Source organism: Pseudomonas sp. ASL9 (assembly GCF_056680335.1).
Window position 1 is genome coordinate 3,043,407 of sequence record NZ_CM155277.1, and the last position, 22,872, is coordinate 3,066,278.

Genomic DNA, 22,872 nt, shown 5'->3' on the forward strand with positions numbered 1-22,872 from the left:
GCTGCCCTGCACAAACGCGTGTGAAATGCGCCCGATCAAGCCCTCGGCCGCATATAACTACCCAGCACTAGATAACAAAGTTGGCCGCTGGTTCGCAAAACTGGGTAAAAATATCGATATTGGCTTATGTGGGGAAGAACTAATGGATGGATATTTCCTGAGAGAGTCGCTGTCCAGGCGCCAAGGGCATAGCCACCGCCACTCAATCATTGCCCGATTGAGTGGCAGCGGCCTGATCGTAAACCCAAGGTTTCAGGCCTGCATTGCCCATCCGGCGACACTCATCGCAGCCTGACGCAGGGCTTCGGAGCGGGTCGGATGCGGATGGCAGGTCAGGGCCGTTACCCGCTGAGGCGCAATCGACTAAGCAAAAGTTTCGCGACCTCTGTTACCTTGTAACGCTCGTCGGGCTTTGCCCAGCGATCTGCGCCAGGGTTGATTCAAGAGGCGGTTTTTGATGGGTAGATTGTCTTCACAATTGAGCAAGGTCTGGGGTGTCGATGCGGGTTGATCTTGATGTTGAAAGTGCAGGCCTTGATGGCTTGCCGCGCTTTCAAAGAGCCGCGTTCCACGCCCGACGGTTGTTGCGGCTGGCTTATGGCCTGGCAGGCTTGGGGCTGTTGGCCTTTGTCCTGGCGTTGTTTGTCATGCTTTTTTCGTCCACTTCATTGTGGTCGGTTGTGCTGGTCAACAACGCCGCCGCGCTGTGGCTGGTGGTCGCCGGTTTGCAGTCGGCGTACTGGATTGCCCGTTGGCGTGCGCGCACCTTGAGTGCCACGCAGGTGGTGGCGGTGATCGAGCCGCCACCCGCAGAGGAGGAACCGGAGCCTGCACACGCGCCGGGCTGGTACGAGCGCTTGCTGGGTCGGATCAGCGGCAGTGGGTCGTCGCTGCTGACCCAGGTCGGTGTGCCTACGTTGTGGCTCGGCGGGTGGGCGTTGCTGGCGATGTTTGCCGTAAAGATGGTCTGGAACTTGAACCTTGTGGGTTCGAGCCTGGGACAGACGGGCAGTGTGGCGGGCGGGCTGACCTTGTTGCTGGCTTTCGGGCTGCTGGTGCTGGAGCGCCAGCTGACCCTTGAACTCAGTGCGGAGTGGCCTGAGGCCGAACAGTTGGCGCAACTGACGCGGGTGGCGATTGCGTGCCTGCTGCTCAGTGCGCTGTGTCTGTTCTTCTCGACACCCGATCGCATCTGGCCAGCGCGGCTTGCCGTGCTGATGGGGGTGTTGCCAGGCATGGTGGCGCTGGAGTTCCTGCTACGCGCCGTGTTGTCGTTGTTCAGCCCGCGCAGTGAGCGTATCGAGCCACGCCTGTTGGCTCACAGTTTTATGGCGGGCCTGTTGCGCTGGCCGCCGCAGCCGTTGCTGGCCATGCAGCATGAACTGCACAATCGATTCGGCATCGATCTGCGTCAAATATGGGCGTTTACCTATATGCGCCGGGCGTTTCTGCCGGTCATGGGGGTGGTGCTGGCGCTGGGTTGGCTGCTCACGGGGGTGCACGAAATCCCCATGCAGGAGCGCGGCATCTATGAGCGTTTTGGCAAGCCTGTGGAGGTGTTCGGCCCTGGATTGCACGCGGGGTTGCCATGGCCGTTCGGTCGGGTGCTGGCGGTGGAAAACGGTGTAGTGCATGAGCTGGCGACCAGCGTCTCTGACGACAATGTTATCGAGCAGGTCCGTGAGCCCGCCGAAGGCCCGGCACCGCTGAGCGCCAACCGTTTGTGGGACGCGAGCCATGTGAATGAAAAGTCTCAAGTGATCGCCAGCAGTGCGGGGGATAGACCCGGCACCCCATCTGCTGGTCAGAAGCAGAGCTTCCAGATCGTCAACATGGACGTGCGTTTCGTTTACCGCATTGGCCTGACCGATCAGGCGGCGATGGCCGCCACCTATAACAGCGCCGACGTGCCGACGCTGATTCGCAGCACGGCGAGCCGGGTGTTGGTGCATGATTTTGCCTCGCGAACCCTTGATGAGTTGCTCGGCGAGCAACGCGCTGCGCTGTCTGCCGATATCGGTAATGCAGTGCAAGCCGATCTGAAGGCGCTGGACAGCGGCGTGGAAATCCTCGCGACCGTGGTCGAGTCGATTCACCCGCCAGCAGGCGCCGCCAATGCCTACCATGCGGTACAAGCCGCGCAGATCAGCGCTCAGGCGTTGATCTCCCGAGAGCGCGGTGCTGCCAGCGAGCAATCCAACATGGCGGAGCTCAATGCCAGTGTGGCGCGGAATCAGGCCACCGCTGGTGCGCACGAGGTGTTGGCCACGGCGCAGGGTGCGGATTTGCGTTTCAGTGCTGAACGCCAGGCCTATGCTCATGCGGGTCAGGCATTTTTGCTGGAGCAATACCTGACCCATCTGAGCCAGGGCCTGTCCCAAGCCAAGTTGCTGGTAATCGATCATCGACTGGGCGGCGACACTGCGCCGACCATCGATTTACGCACGTTCACGCTACCGGCAGACCCAACGGCGCCGCGTAAAGCCGTTCATTAAGGAGTCATCCCTTGAGTCTGTTTCACTCCCACGATCACGCCGGTCACGACCATGGCCACGCCGGACATCACCACGGTCATCATCATGACGATACCTCGGCGGCTGCCGGGTTCCCGTGGCGTCGAACCGCACTGGCGGCGTTGCTTATAGCGTTTGCCGTGGCGGCAGCCAGCCTGGTGCAAGTGCGCTCGGGCGAGGCCACCGTCATCACCCGCTTCGGCAACCCCTCCCGCGTGTTGCTTGAGCCGGGCCTGAGCTGGCGCTGGCCGGCACCGTTCGAGGCGACCATTCCGGTGGACCTGCGTCTGCGCACCACGTCCAGTGGCTTGCAGGACGTCGGCACCCGCGATGGCCTGCGCATCATCGTCCAGGCCTATGTGGCCTGGCAGGTTCAGGGCGACCCCGATAACGTGCAGCGCTTCATGCGCGCCGTGCAGAACCAGCCGGACGAAGCCGCACGGCAGATCCGCACGTTTGTCGGCTCGGCACTGGAGACCACTGCCAGCAGCTTCGACCTGGCCAACCTGGTCAATACCGACGCCAGCCAGGTGCGGATCGCCGACTTTGAAAACCAGTTGCGCCAACAGATTGATCAGCAATTGCTCACCACTTACGGCGTTCGCGTGTTGCAGGTGGGTATCGAGCGTCTGACCTTGCCCTCCGTGACCTTGAACGCGACGGTGGATCGCATGCGCGCCGAACGTGAAACCATCGCCACCGAGCGTACGGCCGTGGGCAAGCGTGAGGCGGCGCAGATCCGTTCGGCAGCCGAACGTGATGCGCGCATCGTCGAAGCAGATGCGACGGTCAAGGCCGCCGATATCGAAGCGCAGTCGCGGGTCGAAGCGGCGCAAATCTATGGTCGGGCTTATGCGGGTTCGCCGCAGCTGTACAACCTGCTGCGTTCGCTGGACACCTTGGGCACGGTAGTGACGTCGGGCACCAAGCTGATCCTGCGCACCGACGCTGTGCCGTTCCGCGTGCTGGTCGATGGTCCGCCGACGCTGGATGGCAAAAGCGGATCGCAACCATGAGTGGAGTCACCCCTCAACGCCCCCCCGTCAACAGCTCCTGGTTGCAGGCGAGTCGTCTGGCGTTTCTCGGGTTGTATGCCGTCACTTTGCTGGCCGCGCTAGGCTGGGCGCTGTCCAATGTGCGCCAGATCGATCCGCAGAACCGCGCCGTGGTCTTGCGTTTCGGGGCGTTGGAACGCGTCCAGAACGCCGGGCTGCTCACGGCATGGCCACAACCTTTCGAGCGAGTCGTGCTGCTACCGTCGGCGGACCGGGTGATCGAGCGTCGGGTCGAAACGCTGCTGCGATCCAGGCTTGCCCTGAATGCCGAACGGGTCGCCAGTTTCGCCACACCGATGAGCGATGCGCTGGCCGGCTCGGGCTTTTTGTTGACCGGTGATGCTGGTGTCGTACAGCTTGACGTGACGGCGTACTACAAGGTGACCGACCCATATGCCTTTGTGTTGCAGGGTGAACATGTCTTGCCTGCGCTGGACCGTCTGGTTAACCGCAGTGCTGTGGCGCTGACGGCGGCACGGGACCTGGACACGATTCTGGTGGCGCGGCCAGAGATGGTCAGCCCCGACAGCAAGGCCGCTGAACGCCGTGAGCGCTTGCGAGGCGATCTGGTGCGTGGCATCAATCAACGCCTGGCTGATCTGGCGGCTACTGGCGTCGGGCTGGGTATCGAAGTCGCTCGGGTCGATGTGCAATCAAGTCTGCCCACGACTGCGGTCGCCGCCTTTAACGCGGTCCTGACAGCCAGTCAAAAAGCGGATCAGGCGGTGGCCAATGCACGCACCGACGCGGAAAAACTCACCCAAACCGCGACGCAGCAATCTGATCGCATCGTGCAAGTGGCCCATGCCCAAGCGTCCGAACGCTTGGCCAAAGCACAGACCGACACCGCGACGGTCACCCGCCTGACGCAGTCGATTCATGACAAAAGCGACCCGGGTTTGCTATTACGCATCTACCGCGAGCGTCTGCCAAAAATTCTCGGTCAGGCAGGCTCGGTGACCGCCGTCGATCCTCGTGACGATTCCCGCCTGATCATTCAGGGAGCAGAACAATGAGTGCCCACGCAACCCACACTGAGCCCGCGTCGACTGAGCCTGCGGTCAGCATGCTGACCGGTTCCGAGCAACGCAGCGCGGCCCGACAATTGAGCCTGGCGATGCTCGCCCTGGGCTTGCTGGGCCTGGGCCTGGTCTGGCGGTTTGTTGCGCCCGAACAGATCGGTGTCAGCCAGGTGTTGCTGGGCGTGGCATCGCTGTTGGTCGCGGTGCCGGTGGTCAGTGCCGGTTGGCACAGCTTGCGTTACCCGAGCCTGCACGGCATCACCGATCAGTTGATTGCGCTGGCGATGCTCGGTGCCTGGGCCACCGGCGATCTGATGACCGCCGCCTTGCTGCCGATCATCATGATCTTTGGCCATGTGCTGGAAGAGCGCAGCGTCATCGGTTCCCAGGAAGCGATTCAATCCTTGGGCCTGCTGACCCGCAGCCATGCGCGGCTGATCGAGGCCGGTGGTGCAGTTCGTGAAGTGGATAACTCGACCTTGGTTGCAGGCGATCTGGTTGAGGTGCGGGCCGGCGATCGAGTCCCGGCGGATGGCGTGGTGCGTTCCGGGCAGGCCAGCCTTGATACCGCGCCGATCACCGGCGAGTCGGTGCCGCTGGAGGCCAAGGTCGGCATGGACGTGTTCGGCGGAGCGATCAACCTCGATGGCCTGTTGCGGATCGAGGTCACACGTATTGGCAACGAATCGACGTTGGGCAAAGTGATCGCACTGATGCAAAGCGCCGAGCGCTCCAAGCCACCGATTACCCGCCTGTTGGAGCGCTATGCCGGCAGTTACATGGTGTTGGTATTGATGATCGCGGCCGTGACCTGGTTCATGACCAACGACGCGCAAGCGATGCTCGCGGTGCTGGTCGCCGCGTGCCCTTGCGCGTTGGTGTTGTCGGCCCCAGCGACGGCGATTGCCGGGATCGCGGTGGCCGCCCGGCACGGGATTTTGATTCGTAGCTCCGCCTTTCTCGAAGAGTTGGCGGACCTGACCTCACTGGTGGTGGATAAGACCGGCACGCTGACCTATGGCAGCTTGCGCTTGCAGTCGATTGAAGCGGTGTCGGCGCAGCAGAACAATGTGCTGGCATTGGCCGCCAGCCTTGGTTCGGCCAGCAGTCATCCGGTCAGCCGCGCGTTGGCCGGGTTGGTGGACAAGGATCAGTTGTTGTTGCTGACCGACATTCATGAACGTCAGGGCTTGGGCGTGGTGGCGCGAACCGAGCATGGCGAAGCCGCATTGGGCCGCCCTGAGTTGTTCGAGAAACTGGGTATAAGCACGTCGCCGGTACCGACGCATGACGGACCGATTGCCGGGCTGGCGGTCGATGGCGTGTTCCTCGCCTGGCTGTTGCTGGCCGACAGCCTCAAGCCAGAAGCCCGCCAAGCGCTCGCCGAGTTGCGTGAGTTGGGTCTGGGTCGACAACTGCTGTTGACCGGCGACCGTCAAAGCGTGGCCGACAGCCTGGCCCGCGAAGTCGGTATCAGTGATATCGAGGCCCAGGCGTTGCCCGAAGACAAACTCAATCGAGTCATGGGCGAAATCAGTAGCGGCTTTCGGCCCATGGTGGTGGGCGATGGCATCAATGATTCGCTGGCGCTCAAAGCCGGCGTAGTGGGCGTTGCGATGGGGGCGGGTGGCGCGGACATCGCGCTGGCTTCAGCCGATATCGTGTTGATCGGCAGTGACCTGCGCCGACTGGGCACCTGCGTGCGCTTGAGCCGCCAATGCCGGCAGACACTGCAGGTCAACGTCATCATCGGTCTGGGGTGGACGCTGGCCATCGTGGCCTTTGCCGCCTTCGGTTTGTTGGGCGCGGAAGGGGCGATGATTGCAGCCGTGTTGCATAACCTCAGCACGCTTTTAGTCCTGGGCAATGCAGGTCGTTTGCTGCGTTTTCAGGAGCCGCTGTTGAAACTTGAAATCAAGCCACAGGCCTGAAAATCCGCCCCTTTGGCCGAGAGTACCGGGCTAGACCTCTCGGTTAAGTATAAAAATCAGCTTGAGCCGCGAAGAACTCTGTTACAAATTAGTGGTCATCTTAAACGTGGGTGATCCATTGACGGCTGCAGTTTGGTTCGAAGTATCGGGTGAAAGGTGGTTAGCCCAACGCTTCATGGCGTAGTCAGAAGCCATAAAGCCAATAGCTGGACAGTTCCAACGCTGGGGCTGCTTATGGACTACCCTTTTCCTGAGCTTCTGGATAAGGGGGTTTACTACATGCTCGCGCAACTTCCATCAGTCTTGCAGAATTTGCACCTGCCACTACGGCTGAAACTGTGGGACGGCCATGAGCTGGATCTTGGCCCGACCCCTAGCGTCACCATCGTGGTGAATGACCCACAACTGGTATCGCACTTCACTCATCCCAGCCTGGACCTGCTCGGTAGCGCCTTTGTCGAGGGCCGACTGGAGCTGGTCGGTTCAATTCGAGAAGTTATCCGCGTCTGCGACGAGTTGAGCCAATTGCTGCTGGATGAGGCTGACGACGACCTGCCCGTGCGCTCAGAGCACGACAAGGCCACCGACGCGGCGTCGATTTCTTACCACTACGACCTGTCCAACGCGTTCTACCAGCTCTGGCTTGACCGCGAGATGGTCTATTCCTGCGCCTATTTCAAGACGGGCACAGAGACCCTCGAACAAGCGCAGCAGGACAAGTTTCATCACCTGTGCCGTAAGTTGCGTTTGCAGCCGGGTGAATACCTGCTGGATGTCGGGTGTGGCTGGGGCGGGTTGTCGCGGTTTGCCGCGCGCGAGTATGGCGTAAAAGTATTGGGTATCACCCTGAGTCGCGAGCAATTGGCCTTGGCCCGTGAGCGGGTCGACGCGGAAGGTTTACAGGATCAGGTGGAGTTGCAGTTGCTTGATTACCGCGATCTGCCTCAGGACGGACGCTTCGACAAAGTTGTCAGCGTGGGTATGTTCGAGCACGTAGGGCATGCGAATCTGGAGCTGTACGCCAAACGTCTGTTTGGCGCCGTCCGTGAAGGCGGCGTGGTCATGAACCACGGCATTACTGCCAAGCATACTGACGGTCGTCCGGTTGGGCGTGGCGCGGGTAGCTTTATCGAGCGCTATGTCTTTCCGAATGGCGAGCTGCCGCACCTGTCGATGATCAGCGCGTACCTCAGTGAAGCGGGTCTGGAAATCGTCGACGTCGAAAGCCTTCGCCTGCATTACGCACGGACCCTGGAACACTGGAGTGAGCGTCTGGAAGCCAAGCTGGATCAGGCCGCGACCATGGTGCCGGAGCAAACCTTGCGCATCTGGCGCTTGTACCTGGCCGGTTGTGCGTATGCGTTTTCCAAGGGTTGGATCAATCTGCATCAGATACTGGCCGTTAAGCCTTATGCCGACGGTAGTATTGGTTTGCCGATGACGCGGGCTGATATCTACAGCTGATCGAGCCAGTCGATAAGGGACAGTTTCAGGGATAATCGGTACGGGGTTTTCAGACCCCGTAGCGAAACCTGTACTCAAAGAATCGGTGAAATCAGGCGTGCGATGCGCATGCCGAGCTGCTGCAGGCGATGAGTTTGTTTTCTTTCCTCAAGGGCGATTTCATGGGCGAGGGCGAAATCGTCGGTCAGCATTTTTTCCACTTCGCTGGCGAAATCACAGTCGACTGTCAGCAGCATCAGCTCGAAATTCAAACGGAAGGAGCGGTTATCCAGATTGGCGCTGCCAATGGCGCTGATCTCGCTGTCTATCAACACCACCTTCTGATGCAAGAAGCCTGGCTCATAGCGGAAGATGCGCACCCCAGCGCGTATGGCGTCAAACGCGAACAGGCTGGAGGCGGCGTAGACCACGTAATGGTCTGGACGTGATGGCAACAAAATTCGCACATCGACACCGCGCATTACCGCCAGGCGCAACGCGGCAGACACGGCCTCATCGGGGATGAAGTAGGGGCTGGTGATCCACACCCTTTCCATCGCGGAATGAATCGCTTCGACGAAAAACAGCGAACAGGTTTCCTGGGCGTCCGCCGGGCCAGTGGCCAATAGTTGGCAGAGCACGCCATTTTCGGGGTAGGTGTCCGGCAGGATCAGGGGTGGCAACTGTCGAGTGGCCCAGAACCAGTCCTCGGCGAACGATTCCTGCAAGCAGGCAACCACCGGACCGACCACCTCGACATGGGTGTCGCGCCACGGGGCCAGCGGCGGTTGTTTGCCCAGGTATTCATCGCCCACGTTGTGCCCGCCAACAAAGCCCCGCAGGCCATCCACCACCACGATTTTGCGGTGGTTGCGGAAGTTCACCTGAAAGCGATTGAGCCAGCCGCTGCGGGTGGCGAAGGCTTTGATCTGTACACCACCGTTGCGCAGGATTGTGCTGTAGCTGTTGGGCAACGCGTGGCTACCGATCCCGTCGTACAGGACATGAACCGCCACACCTTCGGCGGCTTTTGCCAGCAGCAGCGCTTGCAGGCGCCGACCCAGATCGTCGTCGTGGATGATGAAAAACTGAATCAGAATCGCGCGTTTGGCATTGCGAATAGCGTCGAAAATTGCGGCGAAGGTGGCCTCACCATTGATCAGCAGCCTCACTTCGTTGTTTGCCAGACACGGCATGCGTCCCAGCTTGGGCATGGCTCGAAGCGAGGCATAAGCATCAGAGCGCCGGGCGGTGACGGCCTCTTCGATCCAAGGTCGCCAATTCAACTCGCCGATGGCCTTGCGCATTTCCTGGTTGGCCTGGCGACGGGCTTTGATGTAGGCGTCAAATGAGCTACGGCCGAAGACCAGATACGGAATCAGTGTCACATAGGGGATGAATACCAGCGACATGGCCCAGGCAATCGAGCCTTGGGCTGTGCGCACGGTGAGCAGTGCGTGGATGGCAGCGATGACCCCCAGCAGATGAGCGAACGCAATCAAGTAGCCAAAAAAATACGGGATGTGGAAATCCATGTGCAACCTTGCTTTAGTCTTTTTAGGTCTATAACAGACCACAGCATGTCAGGAATGTCGCTATTTTATTCTGCGTGCAACTGACAGACGCTTGCGTCGTCTAAGGCTCATCGTCAGGCTGGAGCCAATCCGGTCGTTTTCACACTCAGGAATTTTTCAGATGAACAAACGCGTTTTGGCTTTGCTGTTTTGTTTGGCCGCACCGATCGCCCAGGCACAGATGCTGCAGCCTGGTTTGTGGGAGCTCACGACGAGCAATATGCTGGTAGACGGTCAGCCGTTACCCGACATGCAAATGATGCTTGGCCAGTTGAACAACCTGGCGCCCGAGCAGCGAGCGATGATGGAGCAGATGATGCAGAAACAGGGCATGACGCTGGGCGGGAAGGGGGTGCGAGTCTGCCTGACTCAGGATCAGGTCAAGACGGACAATATCCCGCTAACGGACCCTAAGTCCGGCTGCAATCAACAGATCACGGATCGCAATGGTAAGACGTGGAAGTTCCGCTTTAGCTGTCCCAAAGCGCAAGGCACAGGGGTCGCCCAGTTTGCCAGTGATCGCGAGTTCAGCACTAAAGTCATCGGCACGTTCAACGCCACCGGTACGCAGCAAAATGGCAGCATGGACACACGCGCCGTCTGGCTGGGTCAGCAGTGCGGGGCGGTCAAACCGCGTACTTGAAGCGGTCCATGAACAGGGGGTTGATCTTACCCTCTAGAGGGTAAGTCGCCCTCGAAGTACATGCTGCTGGTGGCTCCCTTCAACTTCCTCGCTGCCAGCGGCTCTGGGCGACAGCATCGGCTTGGCCGAGCCATGCCAGCACATCGGTGTGGTCCAGGGTTTATTAGCGAAGTCCGTGATGAATTGCTCTTGAATCAATTGCCTGGCAAGGGCGGCAGAGCAAGGGCAAGTTGAGGAATAGCTGACGTCGAATGTTAGTTCCACGTGGAACACTCCACGCGCCAACCGAGCAAAAATCCCTACTGGATAAGACGTCCAACCTGCCAACGGACTGACCAATGCCGAGTCATTGGAGGTCCATCGTCGGGGCAAAAAAGGCATGTTATATTATAACCAATAGATCGATACTGCCTTTTTGAGCTCGGACGCTCCCTCATTCATTGGTACTTGTCATGCACAGACGTCAAATGCTGCTCAACCTGCTTCTGGCCAGCGCGGCTTTTGCTTTACCGTTGGGCGCATCCGCTACACAAATCCGCAATGCCCGCCTGTGGCGAACTGACGATAAGCTGCGCCTGGTGTTCGACCTCAGTGGGCCGGTGCAGTACAAGACCTTTACCTTGAGCGCCCCTGAGCGTTTGATCATCGACCTGAGCGGCGCTCAACTCACCGGCGACTTCAGTCAATTGGCGCTGGCAAACACGCCAATCCGATCGATTCGCTCCGGGCACTTCGGTCAAGGCGATACGCGCATCGTGCTGGACTTGAATGGCCCGGTGCAGCTCAGCAGTTTCCTTCTCGGTCCGGAAGGCGCGCAGGGTCATCGTCTGGTTCTGGACCTTGGGCATACCGTGCATGTGCCAGTGCAATTGGCGGCCTTGGGCGCCGCCGCCCCTAGCCAGCCCGCGCCGCTGCTGGACAAGGCCCACCCCAAGCGCGACATCATTGTGGTGGTGGACCCCGGTCATGGCGGTAAAGACCCGGGCGCCGTCAGCTCCAGGGGCGAGCGCGAAAAAGACGTGGTGCTGTCCATTGCCCAACTGTTGGCGAAACGCCTGAAGCGCGAAAAGGGCTTCGACGTACGCTTGGTGCGCAACGATGACTTCTTTGTACCGCTGCGCAAACGGGTCGAGATCGCCCACAAGTACAACGCGGATATGTTCATCTCTGTTCACGCCGATGCTGCACCCCGCCTGACAGCGTCGGGTGCCTCGGTTTACGCGCTGTCTGAGGGCGGTGCGACGTCCGCCACGGCGCGCTTCATGGCTCAGCGCGAAAACGGGACCGACCTGTTGGGTGCGACGAGTCTCCTCAATCTCAAGGACAAAGACCCGATGCTCGCCGGGGTGATCCTCGACATGTCGATGAACGCCACCATCGCCGCCAGCCTGCAATTGGGCAACACCGTGCTCGGCAGCCTGGCTGACATTACCTCGCTGCACCAGAAACGCGTCGAACAGGCGGGTTTCGCGGTACTCAAGTCACCGGATGTACCGTCAATCCTCGTTGAAACAGGGTTTATGTCCAACTTCCGCGACAGCCAACGGTTGGTCACTGCGCGTCATCAGCAGGCCGTGGCCGACGGTTTATTCGAAGGTTTGCAGCGCTATTTCCAGCGTAATCCGCCGACCAATTCCTACATGGCCTGGCAACAAGAGAAGAAGCAGGGGCAGGTGTGAGCTGACGGACTGGCTATTTTGCATTGTTATAATATAGCATCAAAGGTAATCGCCAGCCCGTACCCGAAAAGGAACCCCTGATGCCTGACCGTCTACCCGTTACTGTTTTGTCCGGATTTCTCGGGGCTGGCAAAAGCACGTTGCTCAATTATGTGCTGCGCAATCGCGAACATATGCGCGTGGCCGTGATCGTCAATGACATGAGCGAGATCAACATCGATGGCAGCGAGGTTCAGCGCGATGTCAGCCTGAACCGTGCCGAAGAAAAACTGATCGAGATGAGCAACGGCTGCATTTGCTGCACCTTGCGCGAGGACCTGCTCGAAGAAGTCAGCCGTCTGGCGCAGGACGGCCGCTTTGATTATTTATTGATCGAGTCCACCGGGATTTCCGAGCCGTTGCCCGTGGCTGAAACCTTCACCTTCCGTGATGAGCAGGGCAAAAGCCTGGCCGACATGGCACGTCTGGACACCATGGTCACGGTGGTCGACGGCATCAACTTTCTGATCGACTATCAGGCCGCCGAGAGTCTGGCGACCCGTGGCGAAACCCTGGGGGAGGATGACGAGCGTTCGATCACTGACTTGCTGATCGAGCAGGTCGAATTTGCCGATGTCATTTTGATCAGCAAAATCGACCTGATCAGCTCCAGTGAGCGTCTGGAGCTGGTCGCGATACTGGAGCGGCTCAATCCCCAGGCGGAAATCATCCCCATGGTGATGGGGCAAATTCCGTTGAAAAAAGTGCTGAACACCGGTCGTTTCGACTTTGAACGCGCCTCGCAGGCGCCGGGCTGGCTCAAGGAGTTGCGGGGCGAACATCCCCCGGAAACCGAAGAGTACGGCATCGCTTCGACGGCTTACCGTGCCCGCCGGCCCTTTCATCCGCAGCGCTTTTTCGACTTCATCAACCGCGAGTGGATCAATGGCAAATTGTTGCGCTCCAAAGGCTTTTTCTGGCTGGCGAGCAAGCACCAGGATGCGGGCAGTTGGTCGCAGGCGGGTGGCTTGATGCGTTACGGCTTTGCCGGTCGCTGGTGGCGCTTCGTGCCCAAACAAGAATGGCCGCAGGATCAGGACAGCACCGCAGCCATCATGGAGAACTGGACCGCTGAGACCGGTGATTGCCGCCAGGAACTGATATTCATCGGGCAGCACATCAAGTTCGCTCGGCTCACCGATGAGTTGGACAGCTGCCTGCTGACCGATATGGAAATGGCGGGTGGCGTTGAAAGCTGGCGCCTGCTGGCGGATCCGTTCGGGCCATGGCATGACGAGGCGGCAGCCTAAGGGGCGAGCCACTGACCCTGACTCTGACCTTCACAAAACGGCTTAAGGTAATGCGCATCGCTGGCGACGCCGTAATAGTGAATGTTCTGGTGATAGGGCATATTGGCGACTTGAGCGTTGCTGCACACGCCGAACGCGCCAGCGGGGCATTGATCGACGTACGTCACTTCGGTTTTCTGTCCGGCCAGTTGTGGTTGGCAAAACCCGTCGTGAAACAGCTTCGCTGGGATAGTTCGGTTTTCCTGGCAGACTTTGACGTCGAGCCGTTCGGCGTGACTGAGCACCACGCAGGCCTCGGCCCACGCCTCGCTCGATGTCATCAATAACAGTGTTGCCAGCCAGATCGCTCGCATTGATTGTCCCCGTAACCGTTACTCTCAAGAATTGGCCCCCATGCTGCAGAACATCCCCACCCATGTCATCGCCGGCCCTTTGGGCGCGGGCAAGACCAGCCTGATCAAGCAATTGTTGGCGCAAAAACCGGCCAACGAGCGTTGGGCGATCTTGATCAATGAGTTCGGGCAGATCGGTCTGGATGCTGCGCTGTTGACCACGGCTGACGATGGTATCGCACTTGGCGAAGTGGCCGGTGGCTGTCTGTGTTGCGTCAATGGTGCGCCGTTTCAAGTCGGCTTGGGGCGGCTGCTGCGCAAGGCGCAGCCGGACAGACTGTTGATTGAGCCCTCCGGGTTGGGTCACCCGGCGCAATTGATGGAACAGCTGCGTGAGCCGCCCTGGGAAGGGGTACTGGCCGTCCAGCCATGTGTGGTAGTGCTTGATGCGACTGCGATGGCGGCCGGTCAGCCTTTGCCTGACAGCCAGCAAGCAGCTTTGGGCGATGCGGGTTTATTGGTGATGAACAAGTCCGCGTTGCTCAACGTTGTGGCCCGCGACGCACTGACCCAGCGCTTACCGGACCGTCCGTTGTACTGGACCGAACAAGCGGCTTTACCGTTGGCTGAGTTACCGGGCATTGATGCGCAAGCCTCTGCGGCTGTGGATAAGTTCGCTGCCCCCAAGGGCTTGGCGCAATTGCCCGCGATCTGGACCGACCCACGCCAGCCGATTTGCTTGAGTCAGGGTCAACCCGAGGGCTGGAGCATTGGTTGGCGCTGGCATCCGAGCCAGCAATTGGAACTGATGCGTGTACAGCAGTGGCTTAATAGCCTTGGTTGGCGGCGGGCCAAGCTGGTTATCCACAGCAATGCGGGTTGGCTGTCTGGCAATGCGCTTGATGGGGCGGCCATTCATTGGCAAAACAGCGAATGGCGCCGCGATTCACGCCTGGAACTGATATTCACCGCGCCTCAGGACGAAGCCGCGCTGCAAGCGGGACTGGCTGCTTGCTTGCTCTAGGGGAGTTGTCCACCGCTCGGATCAGTTTATAAACAGGCTAGGCTCACTGCTTCGACTTGTTGTGTTCCTGACGCCATTGGCTCATCTCGATCACATTGGCGCTGGGTGGCGGGGTTTTGATTTCGAACGGGTAGGGTGCCAGCTCGATTTGGGCGGAATACGCGCCGAACATGGTGATGGTGCCGGGGTGGCGCTGCTCGCCGGTGACGGTGAACTCGAAGTTATACACTCGGGCCAGACGCTTTCTACCGTTGGCATCGCGGGTGAACGTGAGGCGGCGCAGGGCGACATTGCCGTCGAGCAGCTCGATGTCGAGTTTGGCGCAGTGTTGCTTGACGCGCTCCAGCGCTCGCTCACGCAACCCATGGGAATGCCACAGCCAGGCGCCGCCGGTGGCCAAGAGCATCAGTACAAAAAGGTTTCCCAGGGTCAGCATGAAAAGGTGCTCCAACGAAGAGCGTCCAGCTTAACTGGGTCTGACGATTTACGTCATACCGCACGACTTAAATTTTATCCCCGTTGTCTTTTTTTGCTTCAGAGCCGCTCAATGCATGTGCGTCGAGCGGCCCAGGTTGGCGTTAAGGCGCTTCGTCCTTGATGTTCTGATAGCGTTTTTCCAGCTCCTGACGAATCTGCCGCCGTTGCTTGGCCTGGAGGAAGCGCCGTTTGTCCTCACTGGTGGCCGGTTCCAGTGGAGGTACGACAGCGGGTTTGCGCTGATCGTCTATCGCCACCATGGTAAAAAAGCAGCTGTTGGTGTGGCGCACCGAGCGTTCGCGGATGTTCTCGGTGACGACTTTGATCCCCACTTCCATCGAGGTATTGCCGGTGTAGTTGACCGACGCAAGGAAGGTGACTAACTCGCCAACGTGGATCGGCTCACGAAAAATCACTTGGTCCACTGACAGGGTTACTACATAACGCCCGGCATAACGGCTGGCGCAGGCGTAGGCGACTTCATCAAGGTACTTGAGCAGAGTGCCCCCGTGCACGTTGCCAGAAAAGTTGGCCATGTCCGGGGTCATCAATACAGTCATCGATAGCTGAGTGTTTCCGGGTTCCATAGCGTACTCGCAGGGTGGGTGTGTCAGAAGTGCACCTATGGTGGTGCTCACGTTCTTGTGGATCAGTTATCCGGACGCTGGTTAGCCTGCGGTCGTCACGCCGAAGCGCCCATCTGTTTCCCTATATTGCACCGACTTTCTCTGTAGAGGTGCGGTGTCGATCTGCAAAAAGCGTCTGTCGTGGGGTATTTCCTACGTTGCTGTCGCTGTTGCTGTGGCTGATTTTTATGCAATGGTGTGCGTTATCGGCGAGGATCTTGCCAACTGACGCGTTATTGCGAGTGATTGCGGTGGCATTGGTGCATCCGCGTGAATACGCAGATGAGATAGCGTTGCTGGAACCTGTACAGCGCTTCAGCGCCGCTATGTGCGGCGCTGAAGAATAGGTTGCGTGTCTCAGCTTTCCAGCCAGACATCCCGGGCCCAGTGCCAGACTGACTCCCAGCTTTCTTCTGTCACCAGTTCTTCTTCTGCGGACCACAGCACGACAGTGCCGTCTTCTTCGACGCAGTAATAGTCATCGCCGTTTTGACAGATCGGGATCAACTCGCGAGGCACGCCCAGATCCCACGCCGTTGCGGCAACTTCGGGCAGGTAGGTATGGGACTGTGGGTCCATGACGGTCACAGGTTCCAGGCTGCCATACACCACGTCGCTGACAGTCAGCAGAAACTCTTTGAAGACGAAGGGTATGTTGATGAACAACTGTTCTTCGATCTCTACCAGATCATCGTCTTCAGGCAACTCAAGGGGTACCGGTACCCGTTCGTTCTTTTCACGCAGTTCTTCAATGACTTCTTCCACGGCCTGGATCCTCTAACTTGATGGCGCGGGTTATACAGTAGCGTAAGGTTTTCTCAAAACAACGTTGGCCCACAAAAAAACAAAACCCCGGGTTGTCCGGGGTTTTGTTTATCGGTGCACTACGGTTGTTTGTACTGCCGAGCGTCAGCCGTTCTGGCGGATACCGGCGACCAGCCAAGGCTGGTTGTCACCCTGCGGACGTTCCATGTTCCAGCTTTCGCTGAACACTTCACCTTGGTCGAAGCGCGAAGTCTTGGACACGCCGGAGAAGGTCAAGGTCGCCACGGTTTTATCCGAGCGATCATCCAGGCCATCGAGCTGCACGGTCAAGTTGTCGATATAGGTCGATTGGTAGCCGTCACCCAGGTCTGCACGTTCCTTCTTGAGGAACTGGAACATTTGTGGGGTAACGAACTCGGCAATCTTGTCCATTTCGTTGGCATCCCAGTGCTGTTGCAGCGACTGGAAGTGGCTGCGAGCGGCTTCGAGGAAGCGTTGTTCATTGAACCAGGCCGGTGCTTTGATCACCGGAGGTGCGACCGGTGCTGCGGACGAGCCGCCGAAAACCGATGGCTGAGCCGGTTGCTCGATGGTTTCGCGCTGGAATGGCGCATGCCCGACAGGGGACATGTGCTCTTGTTGCTTGCGGCGACGCGCGGCGATGAACCGGAAGATCACGAAGCCAATGACCAGCATGATCAGGATGTCGAAGAACTGCATGCCGTGGAAGCCGCCGCCCATGAACATCGAGGCGAGCAGGCCGCCCGCTGCGAGGCCAGCCAATGGGCCGAGCCAGCGAGAAGCACCGCCAGCCTTTGCGGCACCCGCAGCAGCCCCAGCGGCGTTAGGCGCAGCCGAAGGAGAAGGAGAAGACGGCGCAGCTTGACGCGTTTGATGGCTTGGCGCCGAACCGAAAGACTTGCCGCCACCGAAGCGCGCATTGGCGTCGAGGCTCATTGTGAGCCCGATGCACAGCACCAGAGCGATGCTTAGAAAACGTTGCATAAGGGAATTCTCAGTTGTGGATTGCACGCGCGCCATGTTGCACAGGAGATATGACTATGGCTAGCACCTAAATGTTTCTGGTTTTTGCAAACTTATAACAACCCTACAGAGATGGGGCTGTAGGGTCTATCGCCGCCTTCGGCAGCTCTCAGATCGCTTCCAGCTTGGCATAGCCCATCATCAACCATTTACTGCCTTCAGAGAAGTTCACTTGGACCCGTGCCTGAGCACCCGCACCTTCGAAGTTGAGGATGACCCCTTCGCCAAACACCGAATGCTGAACCCGCTGACCGAGACTGAACTCGGTTTCCGGGATGCCGACGCCGTTGAACAGGCTGCTTGTGCCCATGTTCTGCGTGCCGCCGAACGGACGGCTGACGCTGTTAGACAGGCGCACCTCTTGAATCAATAGGGGCGGAATCTCCCGGACGAAGCGCGAGACCTTATTGCGCGTCTCGCTGCCATATAAACGGCGGGTTTCAGCATACGTCATCACCAATTGTTGCATGGCACGGGTGATGCCGACGTAGGCCAGCCGGCGTTCCTCTTCCAGACGCCCAGGTTCTTCCAGGCTCATTTTGTGCGGGAACAGCCCCTCTTCCATGCCCACCAGGAACACATACGGGAACTCCAGGCCCTTGGCGCTGTGCAGCGTCATCAATTGCACGCTGTCTTCATGTTCATCGGCCTGAGTATCGCCCGATTCCAGTGACGCGTGGCCGAGAAACGCCGCCAATGGTGTCAGTTCGGCGTCTTCTTCGGCATTTTCGAAGTTGCGCGCGGCACTGACCAATTCCTCAAGGTTTTCTACCCGAGCCTGGCCTTTTTCGCCTTTTTCTTCCTTGTGGTAGTTGATCAGCCCGGACTGCTCGATCACGGTTTGGGTCATCAGATGCAGCGGCATCTCCATGACTTTTGCCGTCAGATTCTCGATCAGCTCGACAAACCCACCCAGCGCTCCGGCTGCGCGGCCGGTCAGGCCTTTATTGGCGATCAGTTGGCGCATGGCCTCCCACATGGACACGTCGGCATGACGGGCATGTTCGCGAATGGCTTCGACGGTTTTTTCGCCGATGCCGCGGGCCGGGACGTTGATCACCCGCTCCAGTGCGGAGTCGTTGCCGCGACCGTCGAGCAAGCGCAGGTAGGCCATGGCGTTCTTGATTTCGGCGCGCTCGAAGAAGCGCTGGCCGCCATAGATCCGGTAAGGAATCCGCTCACGCAATAACGCTTCTTCAAGTACCCGCGATTGGGCGTTGGAGCGGTAGAGGATCGCGATGTCGCTGCGCATCAGGCCGGTCTTTAACGCGCTTTCGATGGTTTGGACCACATAGCGCGCTTCGTCGTGTTCGTTGAACGCGGCGAACAGGTTGATCAGTTCGCCATCATCGCCATCGGTCCACAGCTCTTTACCCAGGCGCCCGCTGTTGTTGACGATTAGCGCGTTGGCGGCCTTGAGGATACTGGCGGTGGAGCGGTAGTTCTGCTCCAGACGGATAGTTTCAGCGTCGGGGAAGTCAGCCGAGTACTGATGAATGTTCTCGATCTTGGCGCCGCGCCAGCCGTAAATCGACTGATCGTCATCGCCGACCACCATCAAGCTGTCGCCGCCCTGGGCCAGCAACCGCAGCCAGGCGTACTGAACGGCGTTGGTGTCCTGGAACTCGTCGACCAGCACATGCCGGAAGCGGCGCTGGTAGTGCGCCAGCAGGCCGGGATTGTCGCGCCACAGGTCCAGGGCGCGCAGCAGCAACTCGGAGAAGTCGATGACCCCTGCGCGCTGGCAAGCGGCCTCGTAGGCTTCGTAGATCGATTTCATGGTGGCCAGGAACAGGTCGCCGCTGGCCTGAATATGTTTAGGACGCAGGCCTTCGTCTTTCTGCCCGTTGATGAACCACTGCGCCTGGCGTACCGGCCAGCGCTGTTCGTCCAGCCCCAGTTCACGGATCACTCGTTTGACCAAGCGTTGCTGGTCGTCACTGTCGAGGATCTGGAAACTCTGGTTCAGTCCGGCTTCCTGCCAATGCGCCCGCAGCAAGCGGTGCGCAAGGCCGTGGAAGGTACCGACCCACATGCCGGCCGGGTTGATGCCCATCAACTGCTCGATGCGGTGACGCATCTCGGCCGCAGCCTTGTTGGTGAAGGTCACCGACAGGATCGAGTGTGGCGAGGCTTGCTCGACCTGGATTAACCAGGCGATGCGATGCACCAGCACACGGGTTTTGCCGGAACCAGCGCCGGCGAGGACCAACTGACGACCCACGGAGGCAGCTACGGCCTGACGTTGGGCATCGTTGAGGGAATTCAGCAGAAGGGAGAGATCATCGCGCATCGGCGCATTCTAGGGTGCTGGACTAAACCGGGCAAACCCCGCTTTACTTAAGCCGATAAATACCCTGTTCAGGATGACTGGTAAGTCAGGGCTGCAAGCGTTGCCAGCCGTGCCCGGACGCATTGAAAGGGGGCCTGCGGGTAGACGCCTTTACGATTTTAATGATTCATGACAGTTTGGTCTGCCAGATGGCTTGTGTATGCTCCGCCGACGTTTAGGGCTCGACCATTATAAGAATATCGCCTATGACCTCTAGTCTCTCCTCCTCGGGTGCCTCAACCGCATCACGTCGAGTTATTCGCGAGCAATTTGCCACCCAGCTCGCGGTTGAACGCACACGTTTGCTTTACCAGGGCTCGCTGCTGCCAACCCTGTTCATGTTACTCAACGGTCTGGTCTGCGCCTGGTTGCTCTGGAGCCCGCAGCGGTATCTGTTGGTCGGCATTTGGCTGGGTTGGCTGACGACGCTGGTGGGTTTGCGCGTCGTCCAGGTTGCGGCGTTTAATGCCGCGCCATTGTTGCGCCAGGCGCAACCCATCTGGCGTCGCATGTTTCTGCTCGGCGCCTGTGTCAGCGGCCTGACCCTCGCCAGTGCGGCAATCGCCTTGGTCCCGGTAGAGAGCTTCCAGCAGCAAGCCTGGGTGTTTGGCCTGATTGGCGCCGCGACGCTGTCGGCCAGTATCGCTTACGCGGTGAGTATCTCGGCGTTTCTGACCTTTACCCTGTCGTGCCTGCTGCCCCCGATCACCTTTCTTTTTTTGCATGGCGATGAGCAGCAACATGGCTGGGGCTGGCTTGGCCTGATGTTGCTGGTGGCGCTGATTGTCGTGGCCCTGCAGGTTAATCGCTTGATCCGCCAGGGGTTGATTCAGCGTTTTCAGAATCAGGCGCTGATAGAGCATCTGCAGCAGGCGCAGGCCCACGATGAGCAGCTCAACCATGAGCTGGCGCGGGAAATCGAACAGCGACGCAAGGCTGAGCGGGAGTTGCGCGAAGCCCAGATCGGGCTCGAAGCCAGAGTCGTCCAGCGCAGTCTTGAGCTGGACGAGGCGAATCAAGCGCTGAGCAAGAGCGAGGCGCGCCTGGCATTGGCGCTTGAGGCCAGTGAGCTGGGTCTGTGGGACTGGAATTTGCAGACCGATGAAGTCCATCACACGCAGATCAAAGAGTTGTTCGGCCTGGAGCCCGAATACGTGACTGCCATGCTCAGCCACCTCAAACCGCGTATTCATCGCGAAGACTTGCTGTTGATGCAACGCGCAATGGTCGAGCACCTGAAGGGGCGTACGGATGACTATAAAGTTGCCTATCGCTTCCGTCATGGTTCCGGGCGCTGGGTCTGGATAGAGGACCGTGGCCGCGCCGTGGAGCGCAGCAGCGATGGCCGGGTGATCCGCATGCTGGGTACCCGCCGCGACATCAGCGCCAGTAAACAACTGGAAGAGCAGCGTCGCCTGGCCGCCACGGTCTTTGAAGCTGCGAGCGAAGGCATTGTCATTCTTGATCCGAAATACACCCTGCTGGCGGTCAATCGAGCGTTCAGCCGAGTGACCGGTTACCCGCAGGAAGACATAAAGGGCCGCAAGGTCGCTGACCTGGCGTGCAGTCGAGATGCCAAGCGCCACTTTCAGACTATCCATCGGTCGCTGGAGCAAACCGACAGCTGGCAGGGCGAGCTGGTTGAAACCCGGAAAAGTGGTGAGTTGTACCCGCAATGGCTCCAATTGAGCGTAGTGCGCGATGCGCGGGGAAATGTGAGCCATATTGTGGGCTTTTTCGCCGATCTGTCGGCGCGGCGCGAATCCGAAGAGCGTATGCGCTATTTGACTCACTACGATGACTTGACGGGCCTGGCCAACCGCTCGTTATTCAAGGAGCGGTTGCACGACGCCAGCCAGCGCGTGCGTCAGGGCAGCAGAAGTCTGGCATTGCTGCACATCAATCTGGATCGCTTCAAGCTGCTCAATGCCAGCTTGGGCCATGAAGTTGCCGATCAACTTCTGCGGCAAGTGGCGAGGCGCATGACCAGTGCGCTGCCAGAGGCCGACACCATCGCGCGACTGTCTGGCGACGAGTTTGCCGTGCTGTTTGATGCCTACGGTAACCTGTCCAGTCTGGCTCGGGTCACCAGCCGGCTGTTGGCCAAGTTGCGCCTGCCGCTGTCGGTCGCTGGGCAAGAATTGGTGATCAGTGCGTCGGTCGGGATCAGCCTGTTGCCTGACTCGGCCCGGGATATTTCGGCACTGGTCAGTCAGTCGACCATCGCCATGCAACATGCCAAGCATCTGGGCGGCAATAATTTTCAGTTCTACACCGAAAGCCTGCAAGCCAGCACGCTGGAGCGACTGCAGCTGGAAAATCAGCTGCGCAAGGCCATCGACGAGAAACAATTGCAAGTGTTCTACCAGCCCAAGCTGTGTCTGGCGACCGGCCGCCTGAACGCCGCCGAGGCGCTGGTGCGCTGGCGGCACCCGACGATGGGCATGGTGCCGCCGGGGGACTTTATCGGGCTGGCCGAAGAGACGGGGCTGATTGGGGCAATCGGTGAATTCGTGTTGCGTCAGGCGTGTTGGCAAGCGTGTGAATGGCAGCGTCAGGGGCTGGAGCCGATCAGGGTGTCGGTCAACCTTTCTGTCCATCAATTGCGCCATGGCAAATTGATCAGCCTGGTCCGCCAAGTGCTCGAAGAAACCGGGCTGGAACCGCACTGCCTGGAGCTGGAGTTGACGGAAAGCCAGTTGCTCGACAGCGTAGAACACATCATCGCGACCTTTCATCAACTGCATGATCTGGGCGTAAAGCTGGCCATTGACGACTTCGGCACTGGCTATTCATCGCTGAGTTATCTGAAACGCTTCCCGGTGGATTACGTGAAGATCGACCAGACGTTCATTCGCGGCCTGGGCGAAGGCACCGAAGACGCCGCCATTACCCGCGCAATCATTGCCATGGCCCACGGCCTGGAGCTGAAAGTTGTCGCTGAAGGTGTGGAAAACGAGGCGCAACTGGACTTCCTCAGAGCTCACGATTGCGACGAAGTGCAGGGCTACCTAATCAGCCGCCCACTGGAGGCCGAGGCTGTGACGCAGTTGTTGCGCGAGCATGGGCCGGACACGTGGTTACCCCTGTAGGAGGTCGGCGCAAAGCCTGTCGATAGCCAAA

The 22,872-nt window shown here is 59.3% G+C and carries 20 protein-coding genes and 1 pseudogene; 12 read left to right on the top strand and 9 right to left on the bottom strand.

The genetic code is table 11. From position 1 onward, the window contains the following. The first annotated feature begins 25 nt into the window (after window positions 1-25). Window positions 26-295, top strand: a complete 270-nt coding sequence (locus AC1ME2_RS13920) for a hypothetical protein (RefSeq protein WP_480434677.1) — start codon at window positions 26-28, stop codon at window positions 293-295. Here AC1ME2_RS13920 and AC1ME2_RS13925 read toward each other — a convergent pair. Continuing rightward, window positions 253-339, bottom strand: a pseudogene (locus tag AC1ME2_RS13925) (hypothetical protein); the annotation flags it as partial. The gene AC1ME2_RS13920 and the pseudogene AC1ME2_RS13925 sit on opposite strands and share 43 nt — an antisense overlap. Before the next feature lie 161 nt (window positions 340-500). Here AC1ME2_RS13925 and hflK (AC1ME2_RS13930) point away from each other — a divergent pair. From hflK (AC1ME2_RS13930) to cfaB, 5 genes are all read left to right on the top strand, one after another. Continuing rightward, window positions 501-2,495: a protease modulator HflK gene (hflK, locus tag AC1ME2_RS13930; protein ID WP_480434678.1), complete on the top strand. Its 1,995-nt coding sequence runs from the start codon at window positions 501-503 to the stop codon at window positions 2,493-2,495. Between the two features lie 11 nt (window positions 2,496-2,506). Further along, window positions 2,507-3,529, top strand: a complete 1,023-nt coding sequence (gene hflC / locus AC1ME2_RS13935; RefSeq protein ID WP_480434679.1) for a protease modulator HflC — start codon at window positions 2,507-2,509, stop codon at window positions 3,527-3,529. After that, window positions 3,526-4,584 carry a protease modulator HflK gene (gene hflK / locus AC1ME2_RS13940; protein ID WP_480434680.1) on the top strand — a complete coding sequence of 353 codons (1,059 nt, stop codon included), beginning with the start codon at window positions 3,526-3,528 and terminating at the stop codon, window positions 4,582-4,584. Before hflC ends, hflK (AC1ME2_RS13940) begins: the two co-directional genes overlap by 4 nt. Further along, the gene (locus AC1ME2_RS13945; RefSeq protein WP_480434681.1) at window positions 4,581-6,521 is read left to right on the top strand and encodes a cation-translocating P-type ATPase; all 1,941 of its coding nucleotides are present in this window, start codon (window positions 4,581-4,583) and stop codon (window positions 6,519-6,521) included. Before hflK (AC1ME2_RS13940) ends, AC1ME2_RS13945 begins: the two co-directional genes overlap by 4 nt. A gap of 279 nt (window positions 6,522-6,800) precedes the next feature. Beyond that, entirely contained in the window at window positions 6,801-7,985 is a 1,185-nt protein-coding gene (gene cfaB, locus AC1ME2_RS13950) for a C17 cyclopropane fatty acid synthase CfaB (protein ID WP_480442136.1), read from the top strand. A 74-nt stretch (window positions 7,986-8,059) separates the two neighbouring features. On the opposite strand, the gene cls is transcribed toward cfaB, so the two are convergent. Then, the gene (gene cls, locus AC1ME2_RS13955; RefSeq protein WP_480434682.1) at window positions 8,060-9,499 is read right to left on the bottom strand and encodes a cardiolipin synthase; all 1,440 of its coding nucleotides are present in this window, start codon (window positions 9,497-9,499) and stop codon (window positions 8,060-8,062) included. Between the two features lie 160 nt (window positions 9,500-9,659). On the opposite strand from cls, the gene AC1ME2_RS13960 reads away from it, so the two are divergent. Next, the gene (locus tag AC1ME2_RS13960; protein WP_480434683.1) at window positions 9,660-10,181 is read left to right on the top strand and encodes a DUF3617 domain-containing protein; all 522 of its coding nucleotides are present in this window, start codon (window positions 9,660-9,662) and stop codon (window positions 10,179-10,181) included. Window positions 10,182-10,214: 33 nt separating this feature from the next. On the opposite strand, the gene AC1ME2_RS13965 is transcribed toward AC1ME2_RS13960, so the two are convergent. Continuing rightward, on the bottom strand, window positions 10,215-10,562 hold the full coding sequence (locus tag AC1ME2_RS13965) for a GTP cyclohydrolase, FolE2/MptA family (RefSeq protein ID WP_480434685.1): 348 nt from the start codon (window positions 10,560-10,562) through the stop codon (window positions 10,215-10,217). Window positions 10,563-10,633: 71 nt separating this feature from the next. On the opposite strand from AC1ME2_RS13965, the gene AC1ME2_RS13970 reads away from it, so the two are divergent. Next, the gene (locus AC1ME2_RS13970; protein ID WP_480434687.1) at window positions 10,634-11,860 is read left to right on the top strand and encodes an N-acetylmuramoyl-L-alanine amidase; all 1,227 of its coding nucleotides are present in this window, start codon (window positions 10,634-10,636) and stop codon (window positions 11,858-11,860) included. Between the two features lie 80 nt (window positions 11,861-11,940). Beyond that, window positions 11,941-13,149, top strand: a complete 1,209-nt coding sequence (gene zigA / locus AC1ME2_RS13975; protein ID WP_480434688.1) for a zinc metallochaperone GTPase ZigA — start codon at window positions 11,941-11,943, stop codon at window positions 13,147-13,149. Here zigA and AC1ME2_RS13980 read toward each other — a convergent pair. Beyond that, complete coding sequence (locus AC1ME2_RS13980) at window positions 13,146-13,502, bottom strand: NADH:ubiquinone oxidoreductase (RefSeq protein ID WP_480434689.1); 357 nt, start codon at window positions 13,500-13,502, stop codon at window positions 13,146-13,148. The genes zigA and AC1ME2_RS13980 overlap by 4 nt on opposite strands. A gap of 40 nt (window positions 13,503-13,542) precedes the next feature. Here AC1ME2_RS13980 and AC1ME2_RS13985 point away from each other — a divergent pair, with 40 nt between their 5' ends. Further along, window positions 13,543-14,505, top strand: a complete 963-nt coding sequence (locus tag AC1ME2_RS13985) for a CobW family GTP-binding protein (protein ID WP_480434690.1) — start codon at window positions 13,543-13,545, stop codon at window positions 14,503-14,505. A 43-nt stretch (window positions 14,506-14,548) separates the two neighbouring features. Here the strand turns inward: AC1ME2_RS13985 and AC1ME2_RS13990 are convergent, their stop codons facing one another. Beyond that, window positions 14,549-14,941 carry a DUF3301 domain-containing protein gene (locus AC1ME2_RS13990; RefSeq protein ID WP_480434691.1) on the bottom strand — a complete coding sequence of 131 codons (393 nt, stop codon included), beginning with the start codon at window positions 14,939-14,941 and terminating at the stop codon, window positions 14,549-14,551. Between the two features lie 142 nt (window positions 14,942-15,083). Continuing rightward, window positions 15,084-15,569, bottom strand: coding sequence for an acyl-CoA thioesterase (locus AC1ME2_RS13995; RefSeq protein WP_480434693.1), 486 nt, complete (start codon window positions 15,567-15,569; stop codon window positions 15,084-15,086). Window positions 15,570-15,826: 257 nt separating this feature from the next. Between AC1ME2_RS13995 and AC1ME2_RS14000 the strand changes: the two genes are divergently transcribed. Next, window positions 15,827-15,955, top strand: coding sequence for a hypothetical protein (locus tag AC1ME2_RS14000; protein WP_480434694.1), 129 nt, complete (start codon window positions 15,827-15,829; stop codon window positions 15,953-15,955). Between the two features lie 10 nt (window positions 15,956-15,965). Here AC1ME2_RS14000 and AC1ME2_RS14005 read toward each other — a convergent pair whose 3' ends face one another. The 3 genes from AC1ME2_RS14005 to uvrD all read right to left on the bottom strand — a co-directional run bounded on the left by AC1ME2_RS14005 (window position 15,966) and on the right by uvrD (window position 19,710). Beyond that, a complete protein-coding gene (locus tag AC1ME2_RS14005) occupies window positions 15,966-16,373 on the bottom strand; it encodes an SMI1/KNR4 family protein (RefSeq protein WP_322218623.1) in 408 nt (135 codons plus the stop codon). Between the two features lie 144 nt (window positions 16,374-16,517). Next, window positions 16,518-17,378, bottom strand: a complete 861-nt coding sequence (locus AC1ME2_RS14010; protein WP_480434695.1) for a Tim44 domain-containing protein — start codon at window positions 17,376-17,378, stop codon at window positions 16,518-16,520. 148 nt (window positions 17,379-17,526) lie between these two features. Next, window positions 17,527-19,710 carry a DNA helicase II gene (gene uvrD / locus AC1ME2_RS14015; RefSeq protein ID WP_480434696.1) on the bottom strand — a complete coding sequence of 728 codons (2,184 nt, stop codon included), beginning with the start codon at window positions 19,708-19,710 and terminating at the stop codon, window positions 17,527-17,529. 245 nt (window positions 19,711-19,955) lie between these two features. On the opposite strand from uvrD, the gene AC1ME2_RS14020 reads away from it, so the two are divergent. Further along, window positions 19,956-22,841 (top strand): putative bifunctional diguanylate cyclase/phosphodiesterase, encoded by a 2,886-nt coding sequence (locus AC1ME2_RS14020; protein WP_480434697.1) that lies wholly within the window; start codon window positions 19,956-19,958, stop codon window positions 22,839-22,841. Window positions 22,842-22,872 lie beyond the last annotated feature (31 nt).